Annotated in this window: 11 protein-coding genes; 9 read left to right on the plus strand and 2 right to left on the minus strand. The window is 48.5% G+C overall.

All coding sequences use genetic code 11. From position 1 onward, the window contains the following. Nucleotides 1–7: 7 nt before the first annotated feature. The 7 genes from LQ247_RS03355 (at nt 8) to LQ247_RS03385 (ending at nt 8,557) form a co-directional block, all read left to right on the plus strand. Nucleotides 8–1,726 (plus strand): PrpR N-terminal domain-containing protein, encoded by a 1,719-nt coding sequence (locus LQ247_RS03355; RefSeq protein WP_231005567.1) that lies wholly within the window; start codon nt 8–10, stop codon nt 1,724–1,726. Nucleotides 1,727–1,871: 145 nt separating this feature from the next. Beyond that, entirely contained in the window at nt 1,872–2,759 is an 888-nt protein-coding gene (dapA, locus tag LQ247_RS03360; protein WP_050820801.1) for a 4-hydroxy-tetrahydrodipicolinate synthase, read from the plus strand. 13 nt (nt 2,760–2,772) lie between these two features. After that, on the plus strand, nt 2,773–3,939 hold the full coding sequence (locus tag LQ247_RS03365; protein ID WP_231005569.1) for an iron-containing alcohol dehydrogenase: 1,167 nt from the start codon (nt 2,773–2,775) through the stop codon (nt 3,937–3,939). A gap of 13 nt (nt 3,940–3,952) precedes the next feature. Then, nucleotides 3,953–5,224 (plus strand): four-carbon acid sugar kinase family protein, encoded by a 1,272-nt coding sequence (locus tag LQ247_RS03370; RefSeq protein WP_144497815.1) that lies wholly within the window; start codon nt 3,953–3,955, stop codon nt 5,222–5,224. Between the two features lie 3 nt (nt 5,225–5,227). Further along, complete coding sequence (pdxA, locus tag LQ247_RS03375) at nt 5,228–6,226, plus strand: 4-hydroxythreonine-4-phosphate dehydrogenase PdxA (protein ID WP_144497814.1); 999 nt, start codon at nt 5,228–5,230, stop codon at nt 6,224–6,226. Between the two features lie 27 nt (nt 6,227–6,253). After that, the gene (locus LQ247_RS03380) at nt 6,254–7,204 is read left to right on the plus strand and encodes a phosphoglycerate dehydrogenase (RefSeq protein WP_231005571.1); all 951 of its coding nucleotides are present in this window, start codon (nt 6,254–6,256) and stop codon (nt 7,202–7,204) included. 69 nt (nt 7,205–7,273) lie between these two features. Continuing rightward, entirely contained in the window at nt 7,274–8,557 is a 1,284-nt protein-coding gene (locus LQ247_RS03385; RefSeq protein ID WP_144497813.1) for an MFS transporter, read from the plus strand. 239 nt (nt 8,558–8,796) lie between these two features. On the opposite strand, the gene LQ247_RS03390 is transcribed toward LQ247_RS03385, so the two are convergent. Together LQ247_RS03390 and slrR are read right to left on the minus strand one after the other, a co-directional pair. Further along, complete coding sequence (locus LQ247_RS03390; RefSeq protein WP_023856337.1) at nt 8,797–9,321, minus strand: NAD(P)H-dependent oxidoreductase; 525 nt, start codon at nt 9,319–9,321, stop codon at nt 8,797–8,799. A 411-nt stretch (nt 9,322–9,732) separates the two neighbouring features. Beyond that, the gene (gene slrR / locus LQ247_RS03395) at nt 9,733–10,191 is read right to left on the minus strand and encodes an HTH-type transcriptional regulator SlrR (protein ID WP_023856335.1); all 459 of its coding nucleotides are present in this window, start codon (nt 10,189–10,191) and stop codon (nt 9,733–9,735) included. Between the two features lie 236 nt (nt 10,192–10,427). Between slrR and LQ247_RS03400 the strand changes: the two genes are divergently transcribed. Together LQ247_RS03400 and LQ247_RS03405 are read left to right on the plus strand one after the other, a co-directional pair. Continuing rightward, the gene (locus LQ247_RS03400; protein ID WP_025810730.1) at nt 10,428–11,180 is read left to right on the plus strand and encodes a YveK family protein; all 753 of its coding nucleotides are present in this window, start codon (nt 10,428–10,430) and stop codon (nt 11,178–11,180) included. Further along, nucleotides 11,170–11,862, plus strand: coding sequence for a CpsD/CapB family tyrosine-protein kinase (locus tag LQ247_RS03405; protein ID WP_020453031.1), 693 nt, complete (start codon nt 11,170–11,172; stop codon nt 11,860–11,862). The genes LQ247_RS03400 and LQ247_RS03405 overlap by 11 nt, the downstream gene beginning before the upstream one ends. Nucleotides 11,863–12,121 lie beyond the last annotated feature (259 nt).

Consider the following 12,121-nt stretch of genomic DNA (forward strand, 5'->3'; position numbering starts at 1 on the left):
ATCGAATATGAAAGTGATGGCAATTGCTCCATATGAAGGATTAAAAGAGCTGATGATTCAAGTGGCAGGCGGCGAGGATTTTGAATTCGAGGCGGCTTCCGGAGATTTAGAGAAGGGCGTGGAACTGGCGAAACAAGCGGAAGCAAACGGGACTGATTTGATTATCAGTAGAGGTGGAACCGCTGAGCTGATCCAGCAAGAAGTTTCGATTCCGGTTGTGGATATCGAAGTGTCGGGATACGATATGCTGCGTGTGCTTACGCTTGCCAAGGGCTATCCCGGCAAAGCGGCAATTGTCGGATTTCCGATGATTGCCGACGGCGCGTCAGCAGTGTGCGAAATTTTGGATATCCGGATCGACGCCTGCACCGTATCAGACGAACGCGATGTTGAACCGGTGCTTCTTCAGCTCAAAGAACAGGGCTATCAGATCATTATCGGCGATGTGATCACAATTGAGAAAGCAGAGCAGCTCGGTTTAAACGGACTGCTTTTGACATCCGGAAAAGAAAGCATTGCCAAAGCTTTTGCAAACGCTAAAAAACTGTATTCCTTTTTAGAGAGCATCAAGCAGAAGTACGCTGTGCCGTATCACATTTTACAAAAGGCCGAGACCGGTTATGCAGTATACAACAAGACATTGCGGCCGGTTTTTCAAAACGGCGTATTTGCCGAACAAATCGGCTTGCTGGATCATCTGGAAGAGCTGATCGGGGAAGCGGAAAAGAAGGGAGTCATCCATTTTAGATTCCGAAAGCATGGGCGGACATGGAATATCACGGGACGCAGGTTTTTCGCATCAGACGAGGCATTGACCGTATTTACCGCGGAAAATGCAAAAGATGTTCACGTTTCTTCTTTGCCCGGAGCAGCGATTCTTTCTCCTTTGCGGATGAGTTATATGGAAACATCGAGGAACGAAACGATGCAGCAGGTGCTGAAAAAAGCGGAGTTGTTCGCGGCAAGGCGGGAACCCATATGGATCAACGGAGCGCCCGGCTCAGGGAAAGAGAGCTTGGCCGGGCTGATCCATATGAAGGGGGAGGACAAGCATGAGCCGTTTCGAAAAATCGATGCCGGTTTGCTGTCTGAAGCAGAATGGGAACAGGCGTGTGAAAGCGAAGAATTCTTTTCAGGGAAAGGAACGCTATACATCAAACAAGTCGATCGCATGCCGCCGTCCTCGCAACGGCTTTTACTCAGGCGGATCAGCGAACCGTATGACGGGCCGAGGCTGATCGTTTCTTCTTCCCGCAGGCGCGCCGGGGAATTTTTAAGCGATTTATATGATGCGCTTTGTCATTTGGAACTGGACGTTCCCCCACTTTCCGAAAGAAAAGAGGATATTTTGCATCTGGCTTATCTGTTTATTGCGGAAAGCAATGAGGCATTCGGCAAACAAATCGTCGGCTTTCGAAGCGAAGCTGGTGTTCTGCTTGAAGAAGCGAAATGGCCGGGCAACCTCAGCCAATTGAGAAAAACAGTCCAAAACTGTGTCCTTGAAGCGCAGGGCGTTTATATCGAGAAGGCTGACGCCGAACGGGCCCTGAGCCGCTTGAACGAGGAAGAAAGAGAAGACATCGATTTATCCGGAACGCTCGAAGAGATCGAAAAAAGGATCATTCAAAAAATCTATGCCGAAGAAGAGAACAATCAAACAAGAACAGCGGAAAGGCTCGGCATCAACAGAACGACGCTTTGGAGAAAATTGAAATCGTCACATTGATAAGACACCGGCTAAACCGGTGTTTTATTTTTTTGTTTTAATATGCAACAATAAATAAAAAATAATTAGATAAATAACGTTGATTATTGAAACATTTATGTATATAATCATTTTTGAAAACGCTTTACAGGAAGGGGAGGCAATCATGGGATTCGTACCAAAGGGGATTTATCCCGCTATGCTGACACCGCTCACAGAAGATCAAAGCATTGATGAATCGGCGTTGAAACAGCTGACAAACCATTTGATCGATGCTCATGTACACGGGCTTTTTGCGTTGGGTACCAACGGGGAATTTCATATGTTCAACACCGAAGACAAGCTGAAAGTTGCAGAAATCATCATTCAAGAGACGGCAGGACGCGTTCCCGTCATGGTAGGGAGTGGAGGAAACAGCACAGAAGAAGCGATCTGGCTTTCTAAGGAAATGGAGAGACTTGGCGCAGATGCACTGTCGGTCATCACGCCATTCTTTATTCCACCGACACAGGAAGAAGCGGCGGTGCATTATAAAACAATCGCGGCATCCGTTTCACTTCCGGTCCTTTTGTACAATATCCCTTCAAAAACAGGTTTCCATTTAGATCCAGAAACAGTGGCAGAGCTTGCGAAAGTGGATAATATCGTTGGAATTAAGGACAGCAGCGGAAACTTTGAAAACATACAGCAGTATATCGAGCAGACGAAAAATGAGGACTTTTCCGTTTTTGCAGGCACCGATTCGCTCATATTGAAAACGCTTCAAGCGGGAGGAGCGGGAGCAGTTGCAGCAACAGCAAATATGCTCCCTGATATCGTAACGTCGATTTACCACCATTGGTCAGAGGGTGAGACTGAAAAGGCGGAGGCTGCCCAGATGGAGCTTCAGCCGCTTCGCGATACATTTCGTTTAGGTACGATCCCGTCGGCACTGAAAAAAGCGGTTGGGCTTTATTCAATCCCTGTAGGCCCGCCGAAAGCGCCCGTCCAAGAGCTGGCCGGTTCGGCGCTCTTGGAGGTCGAAAAAATGGTCGCTTACTATCAATCAAAATAGGGAGGTTTCAAGAATGCCAGCGAATTATCAATTTCGGACAGCCGATCATATCGTTGCGGGCGAACATTCCATCCGCAGGCTCAAAGATCATGTACGAACGATTGTACCGAAGGCGGACAGGGCGCTGATTATTACCCAGCCGTCGATTGTCAAACTTGGCGCGATCGGAGAAGTACAGGCTCAGCTTACAGAGATTGGCATTCAGTCAGATGTTTGCACAGCCATATTGCCGGAACCGACCGCACAAAATATTGAAGACGTATTTAGGGGAATCCGTGATAAACGATACGACATTCTCATCGGAATCGGCGGAGGCAGCGTGCTGGACGGAACGAAAATATTGTCCGTGCTGCAAACGAATTCAAAAAGGGTCGAGGAGCTGCTCGGGACAGATTTGGTCGAAAAGCCGGGAATCCCGACCGTGCTGATTCCGAGTACCTCGGGGACAGGCGCAGAGGTGACGCCGAACGCGATCGTTACGCTTCCCGAAGAGGAATTGAAAGTCGGCATCGTCAGTCCGCTTCTTTTGCCGAAACTTGTCATTCTTGACCCGATCATCACCCTTGGATTGCCAAAATCAATTACGGCGGCTACCGGAATGGATGCATTCACCCATTCGCTTGAATCGTTCATTTCGACGAAAGCAAACCCGATCAGCGATATGTTCGCTTTAGAATCCATCAGATTGATTTCGGCAAGTATTGTGGAAGCGTATGAAAACGGTTCATCGATACAAGCGAGAGAAAACATGCTGCTCGGTTCGACGTATGGCGGAATGGCGCTGACGGCTGCCGGTACTGCTGCCGTTCATGCCCTCGCCTATCCGCTTGGGGGGAAATACCGAATTCCCCACGGTGTCGCCAATTCGATGCTCCTTCCGCATGTGATGGAGTTTAATATGGATGCCATTACAAAACGGCTGTCTCTTGCGGCAGAAACGATGGGAATCGCTGCATCTGATTTGACCGCCGAACAAGCGGCTGAGGCTGGTGTGCAGAAAATAAGAGAGTGGACGAAGCGGCTGAATATTCCTCAGGATTTGAAAGCGTTCGGCGTAACCGCGAGCGACGTGGACGATTTAGCCGACTCAGCTTCAAAAGTGACGCGCCTGCTTCATAACAATCCGAAACCGCTCAGTCTGGAAAATATAAAAGACATCTATCGAAAACTAATCAACTAAAGGATGAAGACATTTGAAAATTGCAATCATCGCGGATGATTTGACGGGAGCGAACGACTGCGGCGGTCAGCTTGTTCATTACGGGATGGATGTTTCCGTCAAACTCGACGCCGAATTCACCAGACGGGAAACGGAAGGCGTCGTTATTTTCAATACGGACAGCAGATCGCTGTCAGCCGCAGAGGCGAAGGCGACTGTGAAAAACATCAGTGAACACATCTCCCGGCAATCGTTTGATATCGTCTACAAAAAAATCGACAGCACGATGAGGGGAAATATTGGAGCCGAGCTTCAAGCGATGCACGAAGTGTTTCAGCCGGATTTTGTGCTGATCGCTCCCGGCTACCCTCAAAACGGACGTCAGGTTATCGGCGGCGTCCATTATGTGAACGGCGTAAAGCTTGAAGAAACCGAAGCGGCAAACGATCCGAAAACGCCTGTAGCCGAGTCGAATATTCAAAGATTAATAGAAAAGCAGACTCGAAATAAGAGCGGGCATTTATCATATGAAGACATCCGCCGCGGACACGGGCATGTTCGCAACAAGCTGGAACGCTTTCGGGCGGAGGGGATTTCATATGTGACGGCCGATTCGGTTCACGAATCCGATCTGCAGGGTCTGGCGTTTATTCTGGAGAGTTTGCCGTATTCTATCATTTTGGCCGGTTCGGCAGGCTTGATGAGCTGCCTGCCCAAAGCGTTCAATCTGAAAGAAAGGGAGCTCGGTCAAACCGTTCCGTTTTCCGACCAGCCGATCATGTTTGTCGTCGGAAGCATGAGTCGGAAGGGGAGGGAACAGCTTCACGAACTATTCGCCGGACGTGCGGCTGAAAAAATTGAAATGAGATCAGAGCGCGTGCTGTGCGGCGGAGCTGAGAAAAGAAACGAGTTCGAACGGCTGAAGGAGAGGGCGGCGGACGTCCGCCGCCGTTCGAAACACATCGTCCTCTGCACCTCGGACAATGCGGCAGAGACACAGAAGATTGGTGAAAGCCGCGGACTCACCCCGGTTCAAACGAGCAATGCGGTGTCCGGTGCACTAGGCGAATTGGCGGGCGAGCTGATTCAAGCCTTTCATGTGAGACGTCTGTTTTTAACCGGAGGTGACACGGCATACCAAGTGCTGCATCAGCTTCGGATTCATGAGATACGATTGCTGGACGAAGTAGAGCCCGGCATTCCGCTGGGAGCAGCCGGTGAAGAATTGTACATTGTGACAAAGGCCGGAAATTTTGGCTCGCGTTCGGTGATGGCAAGTGCGGCAATCAAGCTACAAGGAGGATAAACAATGAAGAAACCGGTTATCGGCATTACAATGGGCGACGCGGCAGGCGTCGGTCCGGAAATTATCGTAAAAGCCCTCAAGTCCCGCGAAGTGTATGACATGTGCAGGCCGCTCGTCATCGGCGATATGAAAATGCTGAAAAAAGCCGCCTTCCAAATCGGATCAGAGGTTGTCATTAACAAGGTCGGGCATCCGGACGAGGGCGGTTTTGTACATGGAAAGATCGATTGCCTCGATATCGATCTGCTGCCTGAAAACCTGCCTGTCGGAAAGGTATCGGCTGAAGCTGGAAACGCCGCTTTCCATTTCGTGAAAAAAGCGGTTGAGCTCGCTAAAAAAGGCTGTATTCAAGCGATTTGCACAGCGCCTTTAAATAAGGAGGCGCTGCATAAAGGCGGACACCGATACCCGGGGCATACGGAAATTCTCGCTCATTTAACGAATACGACAGACTACAGCATGATGCTGGCTTCGCCAAAGCTGAAGGTGATTCACCTGACAACGCATCAAGGGCTGATCGAGGCGATTCAGTCGATTACGCCGGAGCGGACCTATAAAGTCATCCGTCTCGCACATGATACATTGACAAGAGCCGGATTCGAACAGCCGAAAATTGCTGTTTGCGGAATCAACCCCCATGCAGGGGAAAACGGCCTGTTTGGAAGCGGCGAGGAAGAACGGCAATTGCTTCCGGGGATTGAGCAGGCGGCAGCTGAGGGAATTGATGCCGGCGGCCCATACCCCGCAGACACGCTGTTTTACAAAGCTGTCAGAGGAGATGTTGACCTGGTCGTAGCCTGCTACCACGACCAGGGGCATATACCGGTCAAAGTCCTCGGGTTGGAAGAGGGCGTCAACATTACGGTCGGATTAAACGGCGGGATCATACGCACCTCTGTCGACCACGGAACCGCATTTGACATTGCGGGGCAGAACAAAGCCGATGAAAGAAGCATGCTCGCTGCTTTGCGGTCAGCCGCTGAGCTGGCGCCCAAATCGTAGAAAAATGAAAGAAGGTTGGTGCATCTTATGAAAGTCGTATGTACATCACCGTCATTTGCGAAATACTCAGACAATCCCGTCTTGTTTTTGAAGAAAAAAGGCATATCGCTGGAACGCCTTCCTGCAGATATAACCGAGGAGCAGTTCATAGAAGCAGCAGGCGGAGCGGATGCCGCGATCGTGGCGTTTAACCAGATTACGCCGTATGTCCTGGATCGTCTCCCTTCTTTAAAAATTGTCTGCAAACATGGCGTCGGTGTCGACAATATTGATCTGCACGCTGCGAAAGAGCGCAATGTCTGGGTGACGAATGCTCCCAACGCCAACAAGCATGCAGTCGCCGATTTTGTATTCGGCCTCATGCTATCGGCTGCAAGACAGATTCCTGCAGCCGACAGGGAGACAAAGCTGGGAAAATGGCCGAGGATTTTTGGATCTGACGTTTACGGCAAAACACTCGGCATCGTCGGACTTGGCATGATCGGAAAAGAAGTCGCCAAACGGGCGCAAGGCTTCAATATGACTGTTTTAGCCTATGATGTGTTTCCCGATCGTGCATTCGCAGCCGATCATCACATCCAATTTACGGAGCTTGATCACCTCTTGAAAGAAAGCGACTTTATCACCCTTCATATGCCGCTCACAGCCGAAACGGAAAACATGATCGGTGAAAAAGAATTAGCCGCTATGAAAGAAACGGCTTATCTGATCAATGCTTCAAGGGGAGGCATCGTGTCTGAGTGTGCGTTATATGATGCCTTGGCGAACGGGAGCATCGTAGGGGCTGCGCTTGACGTGTATCAAACCGAACCGCTGAAGCAGCACCCTCTCTTTGAGCTGGACCGTTTTATCGCCATGCCGCATATCGCGGGGTACACCCGAGATGCCGTACAGAACCTTGGGATGATATGCGTCAAAAACATCGCTAGTGTACTGATCGACAAACAAAAACCGGAGTTTGTCGTCAACGGGTTGTGAATGTGTTTTCATTCATGCCCTGCATCATGATTTGAAAGCGTTTTCTACAAATGGGATGAGGTGGATAACATGTTGAATCACCCGATTCAAAAAAAGTCAAATGTACGCTGGGTTGTCGCGTTTATGATGTGGGCTGCGATTGCCATCAATTATATTGACCGGACAGTGCTCTCGGCTGCCGCTCCTTATATTACCGAGGAATTCAACTTGACAGCCGGCCAAATGGGAATCATCATGTCCGGTTTCTTCTGGTCGTACGCTTTGCTGCAGCTGCCTTCAGGCTGGGCGGCCGACAAGTATGGCCAGAAAAAAACGCTCGGTTTTGCGGTCGTCTGGTGGTCTGTTGCTACGGCGCTGACGGGTCTTGCGACAGGCTTCAAATCCCTGCTCGGGCTGCGGGTCGCACTGGGAGTCGGAGAGGCTGCTGCATATCCGAGCAATGCGGGGATCGCCGCCAAATGGTTTCCGAAAAAAGAAAGGGCGACAGTAGCCGGAATTTTTGACAGCGGGTCAAAGTTTGGCGGAGCTGTTGCCATGCCTTTGATTGCCTGGATGATAGCGGTCTTTGACTGGAAACTGACGTTTCTTTTGATCGGACTTGTCGGTGTCGTGTGGGGAATTGTCTGGATGATTTTCTTTAAGGAGAATCCCGCAGATCATAAGCGCGTTAATGAGGCGGAACTGGCTCATATTCGGGAAGGGCAGGCTCACATGGAAGAAACGGGCGGCGGCCAGCCGCTGAAGTGGTATCAGCTATTCAAATATCGAAACATATGGGCGATGTGCGTCGGATTTTTCATGATCAATTATAATTCTTACTTCTTTATCACATGGCTGCCGACATACCTTGTCAAAGAAAGGGGCATGGATTTAATCGAGATGGGGATTATGGCGTCTCTGCCGCTTTTGACTGCAATGGTCGTTGAAGTCGGAGCCGGGTGGATGTCCGACCGGATATATGCAAAGGGAAAACTGTCGCTGACAGCCGTCCGGAAACTGTTTTTAATTATCGGGCTTGCCATGGCTTCGTGCATCGGTTTTGCCGCTTTTGCAGATTCTGCTATCCTGGCTGTCATCCTTCTTTGTGTAGCGAAATCGGGAACGACTGTCGCCGCGTCCCAAGTCTGGGCGCTTCCGGGGGATGTGGCTCCGAAAAATATGACGTCGATGGTTGCCGGTATTCAAAATACAGTCTCTAATATGGGCGGAGTGGTCGGGCCCATCATTACCGGCTTCATCGTTGGCGCAACGGGTTCTTTCGTGCCGGCGCTCCTTTTTTCAGCTGCCTTGATCGTCATTGCCATTTTAAATTATTTATTCCTATTGGGAAAAGTGAAACAGATTCAAGTATAAGGAACAAGCCCGGCCCATAAGCCGGGCTTTCAGCGTGTCGACAAACCCTCGCATTCGTTGTCAGGCCTGCGCGTCGGTGCTCACGAATTCCAACATTCGCTCCGCTCCGATGCTCGGCCTTCCTAGACTGCAAGGGTTTTCAATCACGCTGAAAGGATGACAAAATCCCAAAACAAAAAGTCGTTTTGGGATTTTGTCAACAATCTGCAAGCCCGGCTCATAAGCCGGGCTTTTCTCATTTAAAATGACTTCAGCACATGCTCCCTGTATTGTGTCGCACCTTCAGCAAGCTCGCTTTTTCCGGCAGTGCCCGCTTGATAGAAGACGTACGGCGGAAGGTATGTAGTACCGATGAAGTTGCTTGTCGCCTGAAAAGGGCGTAACAGTTCGCTGATCGTATAGTGATTTGACCCGCCGGCCTGATAGGCTTCTTCGGGAGCGCCCGCCGATACAGCGACCATGAATTCTTTGCCGTGAAGCGCTGTGCCGTTTGTTCCGTATGCCCAGCCGTAGAGAAAAACGTGGTCCAGCCATTTTTTTAAAAGTGGCGGCGAGCTGTACCAATAAAGCGGAAACTGGAAGACGATCCGATCGTGTTCTTCACAAAGTTTTTGTTCTTTTTCCACATCAATGGCCTCGTCAGGATATTCCTGATAAAGGTCGCGGAATGTAATGCCGGGTGCATCTTTCAATGTGTCTGCAAATGCTCTGTTCACAACTGACTGCTCCATATTCGGATGAAATGCGAGTACCAATACTTTCATGATTCCATCTCCTTCTTCCATTTTATTCATCTTAACGAACAGCCAGCTTGGATTCAACAAAAACGCTTCATCCCTATTCAAGGAATCGGGCCGTGACAAAGGTCTTGATATAAGCCGCAAGACACAGAATTTGCATGCCTTGGAGGAAGATGCGAAAGGTCAAAATCCGAGTTTCTTCATTTATATATAAACATAAGTAAAAAGTCTCTTAAAGACTGCCATGAAAAAATAAGGCAAACAGGTGAAAACGGAGCTATAGACATGGATCTTCATGATCGGGCGATATCTATTAATGCGATTATTCCGAATTTTAGGCAAGTTGAAATGGAAATGTGGATTTATATCCGGATGAATGGTTCAAGTCAAAAGCTCCCGTTATCTTCTAAAAATTAAATATGAATGCAGGATGAATTAATGGTTTTTTGTTCTCATCAAAAACGCTTCTACTTCTTTGACGGTTAATCCCATTTCTTTGGCCTCCAACATAAGGGCTCTCCATTCGTCGATATTGGCTTGGGTCAGCTCCCTGTTTCGATAAAGCGTCCGTTCTTTCTTTTTCTGTTTGAGACGGTGTGTGAATTGAAACAGTTCTTCCTGGTTCATCCCCGCCTGCACGGCCTGTACAAGGTGGGTTCTCCACTCGTCTTCATGCTCGGTCCGGCGATAAAGGATCACTTCGGTATCAAACAATTCCTTTAATTCCACTTTCAGCGCACGGGAGATTTTTTTTAGGAATTCGACTGACGGATTTCTGTGAACGCCGCGTTCGATTTTGCTTAAATATGATTTTGATACGCCTGCTATATCAGCAAGCTGGTTAATGGAGTAGCCTTTTCTTTTTCTGTACATTCGGATGACTCTTCCGATCATACTGATTCCTCCTCTTCCCCTTGCCATTCATATAAAAACGCTTTCCTGTTCATTATAAGAAATAATTTGTTCTTTATAAAATTCAAAAATTTAAGATATCGACAGAAAATAAAAGAAAACGAACGGATTTGTTCTCTAAAAAGAACTATATAGCTAAATTCAGCATTTTTCAATTCAAATTTTTTCTTTTATAATCCAATCATTAACAAACGGCATTCCTGAGGAGGCAGTCAAGCATGAAAGAAAATATTGATTTTAGAGAACTGATTGCAATCTTGCGAAAAAGAACGGTTCTTATTCTCGTTTTGACAATAGGTGTAACATTGACGACCGGAATCATTCAGTTCTATGTGCTGACACCTGTCTATCAGGCATCGACGCAGATTTTGGTGCATCAAGTAGGAGAGAAAAAAGGGAGCGCCACGTACAGCGATATTCAAATCAATCTGCAATACACGCGGACATTCCAAGCGCTTCTGAAGAACCCGGTGATTTTGGAGCAAGTCAAGAGAGAGCTTGATTTACCTTACTCTGCCGGCCGGTTGGGTGAAAAAATCGCAACGAGCAGTGAAAGCGAATCAGAGATTATTAACATTACAGTTCAAGACGAAAATCAGAAACGGGCAGCCGATATAGCGAACACGCTAACAGCGGTGCTCAAAAAAGAGATTAAGCAAATCATGAACACCGATCGGATAACCGTCCTTTCAAAAGCCGACATCGTCGATTCGCCGACTCCTGTCAGACCGAATTACAAAATGAATATTTTGCTGGCATTCGGCGCCGCAATAATGACCGGAATCGCTTTGGCGTTCTTTTTGGATTTTATCGATGATACGGTTGCAAGGCCGTCTCAAGTCGAAAAGGAAGCGGGATTTATTTATTTGGGAAGTATTGAGCAAATGAAGCATACAAAAAGTCTGTTTCGCGGAGACCCCGATATGAATATCCGTGTGAAAGCAGGAAGGAGTGAGCCGCTTGGCTATTAGAAAAAAACGCTCTCGCAAATATCAATCGGCGCTTGTCGCATTGCATCAGCCGAATGCGCCGATCGTCGAACAATATCGGACGATCAGGACGAACATTGAGTTCTCATCCTTTGAGAAGCCGTTTAAATCATTGCTCATCACATCGGGCCTCCCGGGAGAGGGCAAATCATTCTCGGCTTCAAACTTGGCGGTCGTATTTTCGCAACAGGAAAAAAAGGTCCTTCTGATCGACGCGGATTTAAGAAAGCCGACGATTCACAAAATTTTTGAGCTCGATAATCATTCTGGCGTCACAAATGTATTGATGAAAAAAACGACGCTGGAAAATGTCGTGCAGCAAAGCCCGGCGGAAAATCTCCATGTGCTGACAAGCGGTCCGATTCCTCCGAATCCGTCCGAGTTGTTGTCGTCGCAGGCGATGGAGGATCTGCTTGCTGAAGCGTACAACCAGTACGATTTAGTCATCCTTGATTCACCGCCGCTATTGCCGGTCGCAGACGCGCAAATATTGGCGAACCAAGTGGATGGAAGCATCCTTGTCATCCTCAGCGGAAAAACAAAGCTTGATAACGCGATCAAGTCGCGGGACGCGCTGAATTCTTCAAAAAGCGAACTGCTCGGCGCCGTGTTGAACGGGCGGAAAGTGAAGAAGGCGCGTCAGTATAATTACGCAACCATGTAATCTTTTGAAGCGGCTGCGCCGCTTTAGGTGATGTCTCCTTGCCTTTACCGATGGAGGCACTCGGCTCTACCGTGGGCAGACTACCCGTCTGCCTTAGACGCAAGTCGTCGATGGCGGAGCGTGAGGACGGGTTAAATGCCCATTTTTATTTAATTGACGTGCTCGGTTTAAATTTGAAAATCGCCCGTATCTTTTTAGCTCATGGGATTTTGCCCTAAAAGATCCTATCAGCTAGAAAGATACATTAGGAGGTAGGAAA

It is taken from the genome of Bacillus sp. BS3(2021), from assembly GCF_021043345.1.
GTDB classification, from domain to species: Bacteria; Bacillota; Bacilli; order Bacillales; family Bacillaceae; genus Bacillus; species Bacillus paralicheniformis.

What these genes read in the sequence shown, in the direction of transcription:
- LQ247_RS03355 (WP_231005567.1), top strand. Translation starts at nt 8, where the DNA reads ATGAAAGTGATGGCAATTGCTCCATATGAAGGATTAAAAGAGCTGATG.
- dapA (WP_050820801.1), top strand. Translation starts at nt 1,872, where the DNA reads ATGGGATTCGTACCAAAGGGGATTTATCCCGCTATGCTGACACCGCTC.
- LQ247_RS03365 (WP_231005569.1), top strand. Translation starts at nt 2,773, where the DNA reads ATGCCAGCGAATTATCAATTTCGGACAGCCGATCATATCGTTGCGGGC.
- pdxA (WP_144497814.1), top strand. Translation starts at nt 5,228, where the DNA reads ATGAAGAAACCGGTTATCGGCATTACAATGGGCGACGCGGCAGGCGTC.
- LQ247_RS03380 (WP_231005571.1), top strand. Translation starts at nt 6,254, where the DNA reads ATGAAAGTCGTATGTACATCACCGTCATTTGCGAAATACTCAGACAAT.
- LQ247_RS03385 (WP_144497813.1), top strand. Translation starts at nt 7,274, where the DNA reads ATGTTGAATCACCCGATTCAAAAAAAGTCAAATGTACGCTGGGTTGTC.
- LQ247_RS03390 (WP_023856337.1), bottom strand. Translation starts at nt 9,321, where the DNA reads ATGAAAGTATTGGTACTCGCATTTCATCCGAATATGGAGCAGTCAGTT.
- slrR (WP_023856335.1), bottom strand. Translation starts at nt 10,191, where the DNA reads ATGATCGGAAGAGTCATCCGAATGTACAGAAAAAGAAAAGGCTACTCC.
- LQ247_RS03400 (WP_025810730.1), top strand. Translation starts at nt 10,428, where the DNA reads ATGAAAGAAAATATTGATTTTAGAGAACTGATTGCAATCTTGCGAAAA.